Here is a 17,316-nt window from a genome sequence, read left to right as displayed (position 1 = left end):
GCAGGCCGCTCGCAACCTATACAGGAGAGCGTAATGACTTCCGAGATTCTCGCTAAAACCCCACTCCACGCGCTGCACCTGGAGCTGGGCGCCCGCATGGTGCCGTTCGCCGGCTACGAGATGCCGGTGCAATACCCGCTGGGCGTGATGAAGGAACACCTGCACACCCGTGAGGCCGCAGGTCTGTTCGATGTCTCGCACATGGGCCAGATCCTTCTGCGTGGCGCAGGCGCTGCCAAAGCGCTGGAAAGCCTGGTACCGGTCGACATCATCGACCTGCCCGTCGGCCAGCAGCGTTACGCCATGTTCACCGACGACAACGGCGGCATCCTTGACGACCTGATGGTCGCCAACCTGGGCGATGACACCCTGTTTCTGGTCGTTAACGCGGCCTGCAAGCATCAGGATCTGATGCACCTGCAGCAGCACATCGCCAACCAGTGCCAGATCGAGTCGCGTTTCGACCGCGCCCTGCTCGCGCTGCAGGGCCCCAAGGCCGTCGACGTGCTTACCCGCCTGGCACCGGAAGTGGCGAAAATGACCTTCATGCAATTCCAGGCCGTGCGCCTGCTCGGCGTCGACTGCTATGTCAGCCGATCCGGCTATACCGGCGAAGATGGCTTCGAAATATCGATACCTGCCGCACAGGCTGAAACACTGGCGCGCAGCCTGTTGGCCGAGCCAGAAGTCGAGGCGATTGGCCTGGGGGCCCGCGACTCGCTGCGGTTGGAGGCCGGCCTGTGCCTCTACGGGCATGACATGAGCGAGGCAACCACGCCCATCGAAGCGAGCCTGCTGTGGGCCATTTCCAAGGCTCGCCGTGCTGATGGAGCACGTCCAGGCGGCTTTCCGGGTGCCGAGCGGATCTTCGCGCAGCAACGCGAGGGCGTGAGCCGCAAGCGTGTCGGACTGCTGCCGCAGGAACGCACACCGGTGCGAGAGGGCGCCGAGTTGGTGAATGCCGACGGCGAGAGCATCGGTCAGGTATGCAGCGGCGGGTTCGGTCCGAGCCTGGGCGCGCCGCTGGCACTGGGCTATGTGCAAAGCAGTCACATGGCGGTCGGCAGTGACGTGTGGGCCGTGGTACGCGGCAAGCGCGTAGCGATGAAAGTCAGCAAGACGCCGTTCGTGGAACAGCGCTACTACCGCGGTTAAGTTGCATCGGGGCGGTGGCTCTGCCGCCCCGAAGTTTCCCATCAGCGAGCGTCCAGGTATTGGCGCCGATTGCTGAAGGCTTCGCGGCGTATATCGCGCACGTCCATCGACACACTTTCCACGTCGGGCAGACGCTCCACCAATGCCCCCACGACCGCCATCGACAGCGCCTTCTTCTGCTCGTCCGTGCGCCCCGCCAGCAGATAGAAAATCACGTGGATGAAATCGCTCTGACTGCCCCCCACGCTGTAGTGGTCATAGAGGCTGAGCCGGACTTTCACTTCGCCTGGCTTGAAGAGCTCGCTGCCCATCGCAGCCTCGTGCACCAAGGCCACCAACTCCTTCGGATCGAGAACATTTTCCAAGGCGCGCGAGACTTCGATAAGACAATGTGGCATGGGCAACCTCACAGCTCTGAATAATCGTCATACGTTATCACACGACTTGGCTCGTGCATGGTCTGCGGCCAAGGTCGTATACGCAACCCGATAGCGATGCGTAAAAATGAATTATTACCTTGGCCACACGGCCTGCAACGCCGCGGCCTCTTGCCCGTCGAGCGCTCGACAGAGCGCTAAATATCGATGGTGAAGGAACTTTTCATCGGAGTGCGTTGACAAGCCGATTCAGAGCTGCAGATAATCGGCGCAATGTTGTATGACAACAAAGCCTTATAAAAACAAAAAAGGTCGCACCATGAAGACAATCATCGTCTTTGCACCGTGTCATCTCACCCGGGCTTCCTCGCCCAACGGGTCGCACTCATCTCAATATCTGCGCGCCACTTATTCGCCGACGGCTAGGGCCTGAGGCAGAGTCCCGCGTGTTCGCACGTTGGTCTGTCGCCCTGCACAGGGCTTTTAATACCGTCCTCACGGCATGTTGATAACTACTCAGCAGAGAACGGTCTGTTCAAAAAACGGGAGCACAACAACAATGACACCACGCAAAATCATCTCGCTGGGCCTCATCAGCGCCGGCAGCATGGCCCTCGCCCTGCCCTTCACGGCCCACGCCGAAGGCTTTGTTGACGATGCCAAGGTCAACCTTAATCTGCGTAACTATTACTACAACCGCAACTTCCTCAACCACACCGGCCCAAGCGTCCAAGGCGATGATCAAGGCCAGGCAGCTGAGTGGACTCAGAGCTTCATTCTTGATGCACGCTCCGGTTATACCGCTGGCACCGTCGGCTTCGGTATCGACGTATTGGGCATGTACGCTGTCAAGCTGGATGGCGGCCGGGGCACAATCGGCAGCGGCTTGCTACCTACGCACGGCGCCGGAAACGATCGACATGCCGCAGATGAGTTTGGTCGCACAGCTGTAGCTGCGAAAGCCAAGGTGTCGAAAACCGAATTGAAGGTTGGTGAGTGGTTCGCCGTACTGCCGGTCCTGCGCGCCGATGACGGCCGTGCCCTACCACAGACGTTCAAGGGCGGCCAGATCACCTCCAACGAAATTGAAGGCCTGTCCCTGTATGGCGGTCGCTTCAACGGTAACAGCCAGCGTAACGATGCCAGCCTTGAGCGCATGTCTTACTCCGGTGTCAATACCAACGCTTTCGATTTCGCAGGCGGTGAGTTCAAGTTCAACGAAAAACGCACTATGGTTGGCTTGTGGCGCGGTGAGCTGAACGACATCTATCGGCAGAACTACCTACAATTGACCCACAGCCAACCAGTCGGTGACTGGGTGCTGGGCGCCAACCTTGGCTACGTCAATACCAAAGACGACGGTTCCTCGAAAGCTGGCGACCTCGACAACAAGGTCTACCAGGGCAGCTTCTCCGCCAAGACCGGCATGAACACCTTCACCGTTAACTACCAAAAGCTAAGCGGTGACAACAAGTTCATCAAAGTCGATGGCACGAGCGGCGGTTTGCTGGTCAACGATGGTTTCACAAGTGCGTTTGACGGCGTGAACGAGCGCTCCTGGGCAATTCGTCACGACTACAACTTCGCCGCTCTCGGCGTTCCAGGCCTGAGCCTGATGAACCGCTACACCAAAGGCGACAACGTCCGTGTAAGCGCCACCAATAAAGATGGCGAAGAATGGGCTCGTGAAACCGAACTGGCCTACACCGTGCAAGACGGTACGTTTAAAAACCTGAACATCCGCTGGCGTAACTCCGACGTCCGTCGTGACACGGGCGTGGGCGTCGACGCACAAGAAAACCGCCTGATCATCAACTACCCGCTGTCGATCCTGTAAGCGTTACATCGCATCGTTTTTCCCCAGTGTAATGACACCTTTGGCCCGTCCTCGTGACGGGCCTTTTTATGCCCCCTGCAAAAGCACTGCAGGCATCAGCGGTCGCTGCTTTGTTTTAAACTGCTGGGCCTCGGCAAACGAAAGATCCCTCCATGACTCCCGCCAACCTCGCCTTTCTTCAGCAACACCTGACCCGTGCCTTGAATGAGGCACCAGCAGAAACCCGGCGGCTGTTTCACGGCCGAGGCCGCTGCTGGGAAGGGCTTGAACACATTACCGTCGACTGGCTACAGGGCGTCGTGCTGGTTTGTCTGTTCAGAGAACCCCCGATAGACGAGCTGGAAGCGTTGCAAGCCATGCTGCAGCAGCTGAGCCAATCGGGCGAATGGCAGCGCAGCCAGGCCCACAGCCTTCTGGTGCAGTATCGGTATCAGGCCGACAGCCCGATGCAGTGCCTGGTGGGAAAGCTCCCGGACGAGTGGGTTATCACGGAAGGTGGTTTGCGCTTTCTTCTCGATCTGGGCCGCAAACAGAACACCGGCTTGTTCTTGGACATGCGCATGGGCCGGCACTGGGTGCGCGAGAACGCCGACGGTCAACGGGTACTCAATCTGTTTGCCTACACCTGCGGGTTCTCGATAGCGGCTATTGCTGGCGGCGCCGAGCTGGTGGTCAATCTGGACATGGCCAAAGCGGCTTTGAGCCGCGGGCGCGATAACCATCGTCTTAATGAGCACGACCTGAGCCGGGTCAGCTTTCTTGGCCATGAGCTATTCAAATCCTGGGGCAAGGTGAAACGGCTCGGCCCGTATGACCTGATCATCATCGATCCACCCTCCTTTCAGAAAGGCAGCTTCGCCCTCACTCGCGACTACCAGAAGATTCTGCGCAAGCTCCCTGAACTGCTCAGCCCGACAGGTCGCGTGCTGGCCTGCGTCAATGACCCAAACACCGGCAGCGACTTCCTGATCACCGGTATGGCTGCCGAAGCGCCGGAGCTGCGCTTCGAGCGGCGTCTGGACAACCCGCCCGAGTTCCCGGATGCCGATCGCGAGGGCGGGCTCAAAGCGCTGCTGTTCAGCCGCTCTTGAACCAGTCCCACAGGCCCAGCGAATAGCCGGAAAACAGATTGATACCCAGGGCTGACTTGATGAGATAGAGAAACAGCAGCCCCACCAGCAGCGAAATCATCAGAAAGACGCTGACGCCCAGCGCCTTGGCTGTCAGCGACAGCTCTTGCTGTGCCCTGCTGAGATCGCGCTGGTTACGCCCGGCCAGCAGTACAAAATAATAGCGCCAACGCCACAGCTTGAGCGTACCGCGCAGATCCACCGGATGGCGTCCCCACTGGCGTGCCCCAAAAGCCACCTTCAGCGCGCTGAGCTGCTCGTTACTAAAGGAATCCCTGAGATCATCAGGCAGACGTTCCTTGAGGCCTTTTACGAAGGCATCTTGCTCACTCACGGTTACTTCTCCAAATAGCTGAATGCCTCATGGCAGACACCTTAGCAGCCTTGAACGAAAACGGGCCCGGTCATCGAGGATGACCGGGCCCGCTCGTTTCGCTTGCCGAGGCTCAGCGCGAGGCGAACGCCGCGCAGAACCCACTGACATTATCGGCACCACAGATGTGGTTGACCGATGTCATCAGCAGCTGGCTAGGCGTGGACTGAGAATCCACCGACATCATCACGCTAAGGGCGGTAATGGTGACGATGGAGAACACGAACAACTTGCGTGCCCAGACCTTGTCATCGACTGCCTTGTAGCCCGACACACCCATCCATAGCCAGTAGGCACCGCTGACCGCAGCTACGACAAAGTAGCTGTAGCCGGCGTAACCACTGAGGGTCAGCATCAGCGTTGCGACCAGGAACGCGGCGATGTACAGGACGATGCTGCGCTTGGCAGCAGGAATGCCCTTGATCACCGGCAACACCGGAATGTTGGCGGCCTGGTAGTCATTGAAGCGAAAGATGGCAATAGCGTACGAGTGGGGCATCTGCCAGAGACTGAAAATCAGCAGCAGGATGGCTGCCCCCATGTCGAACTCGTTGCTTACAGCGCAATAGCCCACAACAGGCGGAGCGGCGCCCGACAGACTGCCAACCAGCGTTCCATAAACCGAATTGCGCTTGAGGTACAGGCTGTACAGCCCGACGTAGACGACGAAGCCCATCAGGACCAAGGCGACTGCAAGCAGATTCGTGGCTTTATAGAGCAAGGCAACGCCTGCAATCCCGAGGAGGCAGGCGTAAACAATGGCATAAGTCGGCGGAACCAGGCCTTTTACCAGCACCCTGTTCTTGGTCCGCTCCATTTTTACATCGATGTCCATATCGATGTAGTTGTTGAACACGCAACCGGAAGCAATCACCAGAGCGACGCCGAATGCTGTTGCCAGGAACAGCATCAGGTCGATATCCCCCTTTGAAGCCAGGAAGAAGCCACCGGCCACAGAAATCATGTTTCCGAAGACGATGCCCGGCTTGGTCAGGAGCAGGTATTGCTTGAACATCAGGCTGCTCTCTTTAGTTGACCATCATGTAGTAGTGCATGCTCCAGATGATCCAGACCGATAGCGCTACGACGATGATGGAGATCAGGACGGTGAACGCGAAGGCAACCGTGTTCCAGCGCTGCTCGGACGAGGTGTTCATGTGCAGGAAGTACACCAGGTGCACGTAGATCTGCACGACCGCGAACGCGACGATGGTGAACAACGTGGCCGCTTTCGACATGACGGGGTTCATCACGATCGCGAACGGGATCACGGTGAGGATTACTGACAGTACGAAACCGACAACGTAATCCTTGGTGCTGCCGTGGCTAGCGCCAGCGGCAGTGTGGTGATCATGAGCCATTACAGAGCCCCCATCAGATAGACAACGGTGAACACGCAGATCCAGACCACGTCCAGGAAGTGCCAGAACAGGCTCAGGCAGCTCAGACGGGTCTGAGTGACTGGCGTCAGGCCGCGGCTGGCGACCTGGTGCATCATCACCGCCATCCACACCAGGCCGGCACTGACGTGCAGACCGTGGGTCCCGACCAGCGTGAAGAACGCGGACCAGTAGGCGCTGACCTGCGGAGCGGCGCCTTCGTGGATCAGGTGATGAAACTCATACAGCTCGATCGAGAGGAACACCGCACCAAAGAGGAAGGTCGCCGCCAGCCAGCCCAGTACCTTGCCTTTGTCACCACGGTACATGGCCAACATGGCCATGCCGTAGGTAATGCTGGAGAACAGCAGGGCAAAGGTCTCGACCAGAACCAGTTTCAGGTCGATCAGATCCTTCGGTGTAGGACCGCCAGCGTACGCGGTGCTCAGCACCGCGTAACCAGCAAACAAGGTCGCGAACAGGATGCAGTCGGTCATCAGGTAAATCCAGAACCCGAAGACCTTCATCTCACCCGCGTCGTGGTGATGCTCGTGCTCATGCTCATCGGCATGAGCAGCGTGGTTGCTCAAAACTTCACTGGACATGGTTTACGCCTGCTTAGCCTTTGCTTGAATGTGTGCCTTCTCGATGCGTTCGATTTCATCGGGCTGCACGTAGTAATCGACGTCCGTGTTGTAGCTGTTGTAGATCAGGACGGCGAAGATACCCACGAAGCTCAATCCCGCCAGCCACCAGATGTGCCAGATCAGGGCGAAACCGAAGACCAGAGCGCCCATGGACATGATCAGGCCAACGCCGGTGTTCTTCGGCATGTGGATCGGCGCGTACTTGGTCGGCGCAGGTGGCAGACCGTCACGCTTCATCTCGTGGAACTCGTCGATGCGATTACCACGCGGGGTGACCGCGAAGTTGTAGAACGGAGGTGGCGACGAGGTCGACCATTCCAGCGTACGAGCGTCCCACGGGTCGCCGGTCACGTCGGCCAGTTCCTTGCGCTTGATCACCGATACGACGAACTGGATCAGGGTGCACAGGATACCGATACCGATCAGCGCGGCACCACAAACGGCCACGTAGGTCATCGGCACCCACTCTGGGTTGGTCACCTGATTCAGACGGCGAGTCATACCCATGAAGCCGAGGATGTACAGCGGCATGAACGCCAGGTAGAAACCGATGATCCAGCACCAGAACGACGCCTTGCCCCAACCCTCATGCAGCCTGAAACCGAAGGCTTTCGGGAACCAGTAGGTAATACCTGCCAGGTAGCCGAATACCGCACCACCGATGATAACGTTGTGGAAGTGGGCAATCAGGAACAGGCTGTTGTGCAGCAGGAAGTCTGCGCCCGGGACAGCCAGCAGTACGCCGGTCATACCACCGATGGAGAAGGTGATGATGAAGCCCAGGGTCCACAAGATCGGCGTGGTGAATTCCAGGCGACCGCGGTACATGGTGAACAGCCAGGTGAAGATCTTCACACCGGTCGGGATGGCGATGATCATCGTCGCGATACCGAAGAAGGCGTTGACGCTGGCGCCAGAGCCCATGGTGAAGAAGTGGTGCAGCCATACCACGAACGACAGTACGGTAATGGCCACGGTAGCCCAGACCATCGAGGCATAACCGAACAGACGCTTGCGAGCGAACACTGCTGTCACTTCGGAGAACACACCGAAGGCCGGCAGGATCAGGATGTACACCTCAGGATGGCCCCAGGCCCAGATGAGGTTGACGTACATCATCGGGTTGCCACCGGCTTCATTGGTGAAGAAGTGGAAATCCAGATAGCGGTCCAGGGTCAGCATCGCCAAAGTGACGGTCAGGATCGGGAACGCGCCGCAAATGATCACGCTGGTGCACAGGATGGTCCAGGTGAAGATCGGCATCTTCATCAGGCCCATGCCAGGGGCACGCATCTTGATGATGGTTACGAAGAAGTTGACACCTGTGAGCAGCGTACCGATACCGGATATCTGTAGCGCCCATATGTAGTAGTCGACCCCTACCCCCGGACTGTACTCGATCCCTGACAACGGCGGATACGCAACCCAGCCGGTCATGGCGAACTCACCGATGAACAGCGACATGTTCATCAGCACCATGGAGATCGCGAAAAGCCAGAAGCTCAGCGAGTTCAGGAAGGGGAAGGCAACGTCACGCGCACCGATCTGCAGCGGCGTGACGATGTTCATCAGCCCGATAACCATCGGCATCGCTACGAAGAAGATCATGATCGTACCGTGAGCGGTAAAGATCTGATCGTAGTGGTGCGGTGGCAGGTAGCCCTCGGAGCCGCCATGCGCGAGCGCCTGTTGCGTACGCATCATGATGGCGTCAGCGAAGCCACGCAGCAGCATGACCAGGGCGACGAGAATGTACATCACGCCGATTTTCTTGTGGTCGACCGAAGTCAGCCACTCGGTCCACAAGTAACCCCACTTCTTGAAGTAGGTCAGTGCGGCAACCAAACCGAACCCGCCCAAGGCCACGGCAATCATCGTGACCACGAGGATGGGCTCGTGCAGGGGTATTGCGTCTAGTGTCAGCTTTCCGAACATCGTTTATTCCTCCGCACCTGAATCGTGCGCGGCTCCGCTCACATGTGTGCTCTTGTAGTCGATGTACTGACCAAGGATCTGCCGGAACAGACCGGGCTGAGCGTTGAAGTACTCGACAGGGTTGTTTTCACTCGCCTTGGCCAGCATCTGATAGCTGCCATTGAAGTCCAGCGTGTTCGGCGACTGTTTGGCCTTGGCCACCCATTGCTCGAACTCTTCATTGCTGGTCGCGTGAACAGCGAACTTCATGCCCGTGAAACCGTGACCGCTGTAGTTACCCGACAGGCCGAAGAACTCGCCTGGCTCGTTGGCGATCAGGTGCAGTTGGGTGCGCATGCCGCCCATGGCGTAAACCATGCCGCCCAGCTGAGGGATGAAGAAGGTATTCATCACCGACTGCGAGGTGATCTGGAAACTGACCGGCGTGTTGTCCGGGATGTACAGCTCATTGACGGTCGCGATGCCCTGCTCCGGATAGATGAACAGCCATTTCCAGTCCAGCGAAACCACTTCGACGACCAGCGGTTTGACTTCGGACTCGATCGGCTTGTACGGATCGAGCTCGTGGGTGGTTTTCCAGGTGATGACTGCCAGCACGACAACAATCACGCAAGGAACACCCCAAACGATGGCCTCGATCTTGTGCGAGTGAGCCCACTCGGGCGCGTAGGTCGCGTCCTTGTTCGAGGAGCGATAGCGCCAGGCGAACAGAATGGTCATGAAGATGACAGGAACCACCACGATCAGCATCAGCAGGGTGGCGGTAATGATGAGGTTGCGCTGCTCGATGCCGATCTGTCCTTTCGAATCGAAAAGAACCCAATCGCAGCCACTCAGGGAGACGGCCACGACAATCGTCAGAAGCGTGCGGAACAAGCGGTGGTACTTCTCTTCTCTCATTTCACGACCTTCAGCAAAGTGATATCCCACATAGCGTTCTGTTCAGCCTGATACCCAATACGCAGGGCATGCCAGGAAAACGGTGCATTCGCACACCGAAATCGTTTCTGCATCGAAACTACTAAACGGAGGGGGCGTCATTTTCGGTTACGCAGCCAAAAAAACCAACCGCATAACGACGATGGGCCTACAAATAGTCGGGGTGTGTCTCTTGCCCCGGCTTGCCCCAGCCCTACACCACCAGTCGCAACCCTGCGACTGACGACATCTCGCTAAGCTCGCAAAGCCCCCGGATGGCCGTACCTGTAGCGCGAGGTGATACCTCGGCCAGCTGACGGGTTGCCAATAAACAGGAGAGTTGCGACCTATAATAGTGGCTCATATCGAACAAATTGCGCGGCAATATGTCGCACGAGCCGAAACGCTCGACAATGAGCGCTACTGCAACAAATCAAGATCCTTCAACAGGCTCCCAGTCACAGTAGCAACCAACGGCCATAGTGTTGGCGGCAGACACGCTACGATTGTCGGAAAGCGCATCAAGAATCGGCTCCACGAAACTGTTCGACGAGTTGCACACCAGGCCCTCACTGTAAGGTCCGGCATAAGCCAGACGGCCCTGCTGGTCCCAAATGGCGATAGCCGGGCTGGCCGGGATTGACTCCATCCCTTCCAGAGCCTCCAGCGGCGTTAACTTACCGCGCAGAAAAGGCAGCATCTCACCTTCGCTTCCCGGCTTCTGCACGCTGTAGAACTCGACCCCGGAGAAACGGTAAAGGCTGATCAGGTAATTGAGGTGGGCATCGGTTTCCTTGTGGCAAGGGCACTGGGGGTCCCAGAAATGCACCACGCGAATATTGCCCGGCCCGGCCAGTTCGGCCGGAAGCTTGAGCCCGCCTCCCTGAAAGAACACCGCCTGCTCCTGATCGCTGAATGGCCGCAGATAGGCCACACCAAAACGTGCCCAGGCCCAGGCGCCGATTGCCAGCATGACTGCCAACGCCAGCAGGCAGAGGATTATAAGAAAGCGCTTGGACGGGGCCGTCTGTATCTTGCTCATTATTTTGGCTCGCGTCCGTATTTGATACGGAACTGCTTTTCCATTTCCTTGCAGCTGTCGGTTGCGAAGGAGCGCGAGGTCAGCGTGGCAGACGGGTCGTTAGCCTTGTCCCAGCACGTCTGGATGGCGCCCAGTTCGTTGGCCTGGATATCAGCAGTCTGCTCACGGGTGATCGAATAGATGATGATGCCGAAGACCAGCACGATAAAGGCCAGCCCGAGCAGCGTCAGCCACAGACAGCCGCCGCGCTTGCCGGTGTCTGCTCGATCTGTGGATTGATTGCATGCCTGGTCGTCGCTCATGGTCTACACCCCCGCCGAAGAGGGTGCGGAACATAGCATTTTTGCCCCTACGGCGGCAGGGCCAAAAAAGCACATACAAAAATAGTGGTTATAGCCCTCCCCTGCCCTGGGGCCGTCTAGACCAGCAACACTGCACCCTGCCGATACATGATAAATACGACATCACTCCCGCTCCGACATACTCGGTTACGAGGCGCTCAGCGACAGGCGCAACGGCTCCAGCGGCCCGTCAGCCGCCGCATTCGCTCAACCGGATGCCTGCCGTGAAAGAGCCGAACGGGGCAAGCGGCAAATTTCTAGTCAAACCTATTGCGGTGAGCTTCACTCATATCCTGTGAGGGCTGAATTGTAATGATGGCCGCACGTTGATGGCTGATCAGCTCTCGGGTACTCATGCCAGCGGGAAAGCTGGAGCCAGAGGAGAAGAGTCATGATCAATCACATTTGGGGACTGCTGGCCCATCCGGGCCGCGAGTGGCGCAATATCGACCGAGAAAAGGAGAGCATCACTCGCCTCTATGCTCATCATGTTCTGCTGATGGCGCTTATCCCGGTCGTCAGTGCGTTTATCGGTACCACCCAAATCGGTTGGCACCTCGGTGGCGAAGCGTACAAGGTGGCAATGCCGACGGCGGCGGCGTTAGGCATCGTGTTCTACATCCTGATGCTGATCGGCGTCGCGATCATGGGTAACGTCATTCACTGGATGTCGGATTCATTTGCAAGCCGCCCGAGCCGTCGTCGCTGCATCATTTTCGCCGGCTACGTGGCTACGCCACTTTTTATTGCAGGTATTGCGCTGCTGTATCCGAAAGCCTGGTTGTTGCTGATGGTCGGCATTATCGCCCTGGCTTACAGCGCCCGCCTGCTTTATGTAGGCATGCCGGCATTCCTGCGTATTCCAGTCAATGAAGGGCTGACCATTTCAGGTGGCACCCTGGCCATCGGCGTATTGGTACTCGAATTGATAATCGCGCTGACGGTCGCCCTGTGGGGCCTCGGCTTCGACGACTATGCGGTGAGCTGGTCGCTGTTCCGATAAGCGCAGCTGCAATGACAAGAAACCCGCCGCTGGCGGGTTTTCTTTTACGGCTCACAGAAACCATCGATACTCGCGGGCACTGATGCTGTCCATGAATGCCAGATGATCGTGGCGCTTGTTTTCGCAGTAGACCATTACGAACTCTTCGCCAAGCCCGCTGTTCACGGCCGGATGATGCCGCATCGCGGCGATTGCCGAGAGTATGTCCATGGGGAAGTCGATGCCGCTCTGGCGGTCCTCGTTAAGCGGCGCGATGGGTTCGAGCCGCTGTTCCAGGCCCTGCTCCATAGCCGCCAGAATTGCCGCCAGCACCAGATAGGGATTGGAATCGGCCCCCGCCAGGCGATGTTCAATACGCAGATTGCGAGCGTCCGAATCAGGAATCCGCACGCAGGCATCACGGTCTTCGTATCCCCAGCTGGCACGGCTCGCCGCATTCACCCGAGAGCCGTAACGGCGATAGGCATTGTGGTGAGCGGCGAAGATCGGCATGCAATGCGGCAGCCATTCCAGACAACCGGCTACCGCATGGCGCAATGGGCGTTGTTCGTCGAGCGCCAGGACATTATTGCCCTGCTCGTCGTAGAGGCTGACGTGCACATGCATGCCGCTACCGGGCGCATCCAGATACGGTTTGCTCATGAAGCTGGCGCGATGACCATGCTTGAGTGCGACGCCACGGGTAAGCCGACCGAACAGTGCCGCCCAGTCGGCAGCCAGCAGACCATCATCGCAATGGCTGAAGTTGATTTCGAACTGCCCTGGGCCGATTTCGGCGGTGATCACGTTGGCGTCGATGCCCTGCTCGTTGGCAGCCTCGACAATCTCGTGCAGCACAGCAGAAAACTTCGATAACCGATCGATGTGCAGGTTCGGCTGGTCGTCCTCGTCGCCACACAGCGGGTCACGGGGGTATTGCGGCAGCCCGTCCTTGAGCACGCGGTCGAACAGATAGAACTCCAGCTCGAAGGCAACGACGGGGCGAATGCCCTTCCTGGCCAGACGCTGCAAAACCCGCGAAAGCACCTCACGCGGCTCGAACTCGATTGGCGACTCGGTGCCGTCGGAACTGATCAGCATCTGCCCCAGCGGCTGGCTGTCCCAGCGCACACGCTTGAGCGTACCGGGAATCAGACGGCGGGTCGCATCGGGGTCACCATCGTTGAAGCAGTAGTCGCCAATCGGATGCAGGCCGCCCTGGGCGCCGAGCAGCACGCAGTTTTGCGGCAGCTTGAGCAGACCGCCGGCCGCCACTTTCTCGAGCATGTCGATTGGGTAGCGTTTGCCGTAGAAGTGCCCTGGGATGTCCAGGCATATCAGATCGACATAACGCACGTCAGGGTGTGCGGCGCGAAAGGTACGGACTTCATCGAGCAGGTTATCGGTGGTCATGTGGAGATCCTGTGCCCGCTCAGCGGAACACCCAGAGTACCCGTGCGGGCTGGTCGGTAAGGTTGGCATAACGAAAATGGCTGTGACGCGGCAGCTGAAAACTGTCGTTGGGGCCGAGGGTGACCGGCTCTGGCTGGTCGTCCAGCCAGATGCTCAAATGCCCTTCAAGTACGAAACCGCCCTGCTCCGAGCTGTCGTCCAGGTGGCCTTCGCCACTGGTGGCGCCGGGTGCCAGATGGCTTTCCAGCATGGCGAAGCCGGCCGACATGCTGGGCGAGACCAGGACATCGGTGATGCCTCCGGCGTAATAAAGCGTTCGGCGCTCAGCGGGACGGGTGACCCAGGGCAGCGCCCGCGGCTTGCTGGGGCTGTAGAAGTAAGTAGTCGGCACGCCAAGGGTTTCGCTAATGGCGGTCAGGTCGGCCACGGTCGGGCGTGACAAACCGCGCTCCACCTGGGACAGAAAGCCTACCGAACGCCCGATCCGCGCCGCCAGCTCACCCAGGGTCAGGTTCTTGTGCTTGCGAAGGTCGCGAATCAGGATCGCCAAACCTTCGATTTCTTCCTGCATGTCCATGCCACCATCCTGGCTGTGCTGTCGCAAGCCTCACAATACGCCCCTGCACGGGGCCATCGGTCGATCAGCTTGCCCCAACCGATGCCTCTGACTGCGCCGTTATCATCCGTGAAAAAATACAGCATTAATTTCATTAGGCAAGGCATGGATCGCCTGTCACGACTCCGCTACGAAGCGAACGAACGGTTAAGCGGCGAACGGGTCGAACATCGACAACAATCGAAACGCTGGCCAGCACATGACGTAACCGGCCAGATAAAACGCAGCTCGCGTTGCCCAGGAGCCCTCGCATGACCCGACTTTCCCATCTCGCCACCGCCTTGCTATTGGCATTCGCCACGTTTCTGATTGCCGGCTGCGCCAGCCGCGATGATGCTGCCACAACGCCCACCACCCAGGGGCCCGCCACTGGCGCCACTCCTGAACAGCAGGCCAGCGAGGACGATTTTCAGCGCCTGAGCAGCCTGGCACAGCGCGGCGATCTGGACAGCCAGTTCAAGCTTGGCAGCTTCTACTTCGTGGGCAAGCCACAGAAGGACCTCAAGCAGGCCGAATATTGGTGGAAGCAGGCGGCAGATCGCGGCCATGCCGAGGCGGCTGTCAGCCTGGCCTACCTGTACACCGGGCGCGACAACCCGGAGTTCGGTAATCCGCAGGCCATGCTCAAGTACTTGAACCAGTCCGCCAGCAGCGGCAACCCCATGGCCCAGCATATTCTTGGCAACCTTTATATGCGCGGCATTCAGGGCGTTGAGCGCGACCCGAATCAGGCGCGCCGCCTGTTCCAAAGTGCTTGCCGGCAGAACTACGCGGCCAGCTGCAAAGCGCTGGACAGCAAACCAGGCGCCTGACCGCCTTTAAGGCTGCAAATTGAACGCCGTCTGCCCCGTGAGCATGTCGAAAGGGAGGGAGAAATGCTCATGGGCGATCAGCCATTGGCCATTCTGCTTTCGATAGCCCTGGCTGACCCGCAGCCACGATGACTGCATTTCGCCCTGCTCGTTTGTCCCGCCGCAGTGGCAAAGAAAATGGCCGAAACCAAGATCCTGCCCCAACTCGACATGCAGTTGCTGCATATCGAACAAGGTCGGGCCCGGGCACGTGGCCATACACGCCTGCCAATGAGCCATGTAGGCGTCGCGGCCCTTGAACTGCAATTGCCCTACCGCATCGAACGCCAACACATCACTGCTGTAGTGCTCGCCGATACGGGGCAGATCCTTGTCGCTGACGGCCTGGCTCCAACGGTTCAGCGTCTGTTCGATACTGACGTGATCCGCCGCATTCTGGGTGATGGTATTCATCGCTATCCTCCAGTCGTTGATTACGCTCGGGCGCATGTTCGCTCCGAGGTAAATCAACTCTAGCCCTATGGGTGACCGGGATAGCTCAAGGCGACCAATGCCCTCTCGGGCCGGGATCGGTACAGATGACTTGCAGAACGGCAAGGCGCTTTCAACGCGCGTACCGGCAAGAGGCGGTAATAAGGAAGGACCGGCGCGCTTGTGGCGCACCGGGTATTGCTCAAGGTAGAGAACGCATCAGGGCTTCTGACCCATCGCGCCTAAGCCGAGCGGCATGCCACTGCGGCCTATAAACAGAAACCCGTTACACCGCAGCAGCGGTGTAACGGGTCTTAGGCCTGCCTGTAATCAGGTTACAGGAGCCGGATTGAACAGCACCAGATCATTGTGCAGGCGATGCTTCTCTGCCCAGGTCTGCTTCTTGCCGCTGGCGACATCCAGGTACAGCTGGAAGATGTGCCAGCCCATTTCATCCAGGGTCATGCGGCCCGAGGTGATCTGCCCGGCATCGACGTCGATCAGGTCCGGCCAGCGCTCGGCCAGTTGCGTGCGGGTCGCCACCTTGATCACCGGCACCATGGACAGGCCGTAGGGCGTGCCGCGACCGGTGGTGAAGATGTGCAGGTTCATGCCCGCCGCCAGTTGCAGCGTGCCGCAGATGAAGTCACTGGCCGGTGTGGCGCAGAAGTACAGGCCCTTGCCGCGAATCCGCTCGCCGGGCGAGACGACGCCGACAATAGGGCTGTTGCCCGACTTGGCGATGGAACCCATGGCCTTTTCGACGATGTTGTTCAGGCCGCCTTTCTTGTTGCCTGGCGTGGTGTTGGCGCTGCGATCAGCCATGCCGCGTTCCAGATAACGGTCGTACCAGTCCATTTCGCGGATCAGCGCATCGGCGATTTCCGGGGTCGCGGCCCGTGGCGTCAGCAGATGAATACCGTCACGCACCTCGGTGTTTTCCGAGAACATCACCGTGGCGCCGGCCCGCACCAGCAGGTCCGATGCCACACCGAGCGCCGGGTTGGCGGTGATGCCGGAAAACGCATCGCTGCCGCCGCACTGCATGCCGACAACCAGCTCTGAGGCCGGGACGGTTTCACGGCGACGCTGATCGAGCACCTTGAGGCGCGTCTCGATCATCGCCATGATTTCTTCGACCATGCCGGTGAAGCCGGTGCTGGAGTCCTGCAGGCGGAACAGCCAGTCCTCCTCGTTCATGCCGTTGGTGAGTTGGTCGCCATCCATCAACTGGTTGGCCTGCAGCTTTTCGCAGCCCAGGCTGATCACCAGCGCCTGGCCGCCGAGGTTGGGGTTGCGGCTGATGTTGTACAGGGTGCGGATCGGCACCACGGCATCAGGCGCGTTGATCGCCACACCACAGCCGTAGCTGTGCGACAGCGCGACCACGTCGTCGACGTTGGGGTATTTGGGCAGCAGTTCTTTGCGCACGCGGTCCACGCAATGGTCGAGCACGCCGACCACGCATTGCACGGTGGTGGTCACACCAAGGATGTTGCGCGTGCCGACCGTACCATCCGGGTTGCGGAAGCCTTCGAAGGTGTAGCCTTCCAGCGGCGCCGGCGCAGGGGCCTTGATCGTCGCCTTGGGCAGGTTGTCCAGCACAGGCGGCTCGGGCATGCGCAGCACGGCCTCGGTCACCCAGGTGCCAGCGGCGATCGGCTTGAGGGCGTAGCCGATTACCTCGCCATAGCGCACCACGTTGCCACCTTCGGGAATCGCCACCAGCGACACCTTGTGGCTTTGCGGGATACCTTCCAGCGCTTCCAGACCATCGGCGAAGCGGCCACCGGCTGCCACGCCCTGCTCGTTCACCACCACGCCGACGTTGTCTTCGGGGTGCAGGCGGATGTAACGCGGGGAGTCCAGATGTTGAATGAGTTCCATG

At 59.1% G+C, this 17,316-nt stretch carries 18 protein-coding genes; 5 read left to right on the top strand and 13 right to left on the bottom strand.

Annotated elements, in window-relative coordinates; translation table 11 throughout:
• The first annotated feature begins 33 nt into the window (after window positions 1-33).
• On the top strand, window positions 34-1,155 hold the full coding sequence (gene gcvT / locus BLS60_RS00730; protein ID WP_092363535.1) for a glycine cleavage system aminomethyltransferase GcvT: 1,122 nt from the start codon (window positions 34-36) through the stop codon (window positions 1,153-1,155).
• Between the two features lie 41 nt (window positions 1,156-1,196).
• Here the strand turns inward: gcvT and BLS60_RS00725 are convergent, their stop codons facing one another.
• Entirely contained in the window at window positions 1,197-1,553 is a 357-nt protein-coding gene (locus BLS60_RS00725) for a 5-carboxymethyl-2-hydroxymuconate Delta-isomerase (protein WP_092363532.1), read from the bottom strand.
• A gap of 538 nt (window positions 1,554-2,091) precedes the next feature.
• Between BLS60_RS00725 and BLS60_RS00720 the strand changes: the two genes are divergently transcribed.
• Both BLS60_RS00720 and BLS60_RS00715 read left to right on the top strand, forming a co-directional pair.
• Entirely contained in the window at window positions 2,092-3,369 is a 1,278-nt protein-coding gene (locus BLS60_RS00720) for an OprD family porin (protein ID WP_092363528.1), read from the top strand.
• 152 nt (window positions 3,370-3,521) lie between these two features.
• The gene (locus BLS60_RS00715; protein WP_092363525.1) at window positions 3,522-4,460 is read left to right on the top strand and encodes a class I SAM-dependent methyltransferase; all 939 of its coding nucleotides are present in this window, start codon (window positions 3,522-3,524) and stop codon (window positions 4,458-4,460) included.
• Here BLS60_RS00715 and BLS60_RS00710 read toward each other — a convergent pair.
• The 8 genes from BLS60_RS00710 to BLS60_RS00675 all read right to left on the bottom strand — a co-directional run bounded on the left by BLS60_RS00710 (window position 4,447) and on the right by BLS60_RS00675 (window position 11,095).
• Window positions 4,447-4,833: a 3-phosphoshikimate 1-carboxyvinyltransferase gene (locus tag BLS60_RS00710; protein ID WP_338061629.1), complete on the bottom strand. Its 387-nt coding sequence runs from the start codon at window positions 4,831-4,833 to the stop codon at window positions 4,447-4,449. The genes BLS60_RS00715 and BLS60_RS00710 overlap by 14 nt on opposite strands.
• Window positions 4,834-4,945: 112 nt before the next feature.
• Window positions 4,946-5,890, bottom strand: coding sequence for a heme o synthase (gene cyoE / locus BLS60_RS00705; RefSeq protein ID WP_206353754.1), 945 nt, complete (start codon window positions 5,888-5,890; stop codon window positions 4,946-4,948).
• Window positions 5,891-5,900: 10 nt separating this feature from the next.
• A complete protein-coding gene (locus BLS60_RS00700) occupies window positions 5,901-6,233 on the bottom strand; it encodes a cytochrome o ubiquinol oxidase subunit IV (protein WP_070881266.1) in 333 nt (110 codons plus the stop codon).
• A complete protein-coding gene (gene cyoC / locus BLS60_RS00695) occupies window positions 6,233-6,856 on the bottom strand; it encodes a cytochrome o ubiquinol oxidase subunit III (protein ID WP_070881265.1) in 624 nt (207 codons plus the stop codon). Before cyoC ends, BLS60_RS00700 begins: the two co-directional genes overlap by 1 nt.
• Before the next feature lie 3 nt (window positions 6,857-6,859).
• Window positions 6,860-8,833, bottom strand: a complete 1,974-nt coding sequence (cyoB, locus tag BLS60_RS00690) for a cytochrome o ubiquinol oxidase subunit I (protein WP_070881264.1) — start codon at window positions 8,831-8,833, stop codon at window positions 6,860-6,862.
• Between the two features lie 3 nt (window positions 8,834-8,836).
• Entirely contained in the window at window positions 8,837-9,733 is an 897-nt protein-coding gene (gene cyoA, locus BLS60_RS00685) for a ubiquinol oxidase subunit II (RefSeq protein WP_070881263.1), read from the bottom strand.
• Window positions 9,734-10,184: 451 nt separating this feature from the next.
• Window positions 10,185-10,793, bottom strand: a complete 609-nt coding sequence (locus BLS60_RS00680) for a DUF6436 domain-containing protein (RefSeq protein WP_092363522.1) — start codon at window positions 10,791-10,793, stop codon at window positions 10,185-10,187.
• Window positions 10,793-11,095, bottom strand: a complete 303-nt coding sequence (locus BLS60_RS00675; protein ID WP_092363519.1) for a hypothetical protein — start codon at window positions 11,093-11,095, stop codon at window positions 10,793-10,795. Before BLS60_RS00675 ends, BLS60_RS00680 begins: the two co-directional genes overlap by 1 nt.
• A gap of 430 nt (window positions 11,096-11,525) precedes the next feature.
• Here BLS60_RS00675 and BLS60_RS00670 point away from each other — a divergent pair, with 430 nt between their 5' ends.
• Window positions 11,526-12,137 (top strand): Yip1 family protein, encoded by a 612-nt coding sequence (locus BLS60_RS00670; protein WP_083328635.1) that lies wholly within the window; start codon window positions 11,526-11,528, stop codon window positions 12,135-12,137.
• Window positions 12,138-12,188: 51 nt separating this feature from the next.
• Here BLS60_RS00670 and BLS60_RS00665 read toward each other — a convergent pair whose 3' ends face one another.
• Both BLS60_RS00665 and BLS60_RS00660 read right to left on the bottom strand, forming a co-directional pair.
• Window positions 12,189-13,529: a glutamine synthetase family protein gene (locus tag BLS60_RS00665; protein ID WP_092363516.1), complete on the bottom strand. Its 1,341-nt coding sequence runs from the start codon at window positions 13,527-13,529 to the stop codon at window positions 12,189-12,191.
• A gap of 19 nt (window positions 13,530-13,548) precedes the next feature.
• Window positions 13,549-14,106, bottom strand: coding sequence for a helix-turn-helix domain-containing protein (locus BLS60_RS00660; protein WP_092363513.1), 558 nt, complete (start codon window positions 14,104-14,106; stop codon window positions 13,549-13,551).
• A 290-nt stretch (window positions 14,107-14,396) separates the two neighbouring features.
• Here BLS60_RS00660 and BLS60_RS00655 point away from each other — a divergent pair, with 290 nt between their 5' ends.
• On the top strand, window positions 14,397-14,957 hold the full coding sequence (locus tag BLS60_RS00655; RefSeq protein ID WP_092363510.1) for a tetratricopeptide repeat protein: 561 nt from the start codon (window positions 14,397-14,399) through the stop codon (window positions 14,955-14,957).
• A gap of 6 nt (window positions 14,958-14,963) precedes the next feature.
• Here BLS60_RS00655 and BLS60_RS00650 read toward each other — a convergent pair whose 3' ends face one another.
• Both BLS60_RS00650 and garD read right to left on the bottom strand, forming a co-directional pair.
• Window positions 14,964-15,410 carry a YybH family protein gene (locus BLS60_RS00650; protein ID WP_070881257.1) on the bottom strand — a complete coding sequence of 149 codons (447 nt, stop codon included), beginning with the start codon at window positions 15,408-15,410 and terminating at the stop codon, window positions 14,964-14,966.
• Between the two features lie 348 nt (window positions 15,411-15,758).
• On the bottom strand, window positions 15,759-17,315 hold the full coding sequence (garD, locus tag BLS60_RS00645; protein WP_092363507.1) for a galactarate dehydratase: 1,557 nt from the start codon (window positions 17,313-17,315) through the stop codon (window positions 15,759-15,761).
• Between the last annotated feature and the right edge of the window lies 1 nt (window position 17,316).

Origin of the sequence: Phytopseudomonas seleniipraecipitans (assembly GCF_900102335.1) — a bacterium.
Taxonomy (GTDB): Bacteria; Pseudomonadota; Gammaproteobacteria; order Pseudomonadales; family Pseudomonadaceae; genus Aquipseudomonas; species Aquipseudomonas seleniipraecipitans.
Note: the sequence above shows the minus strand (reverse complement) of the source record. Positions and strands in the feature narration are given on the sequence as shown.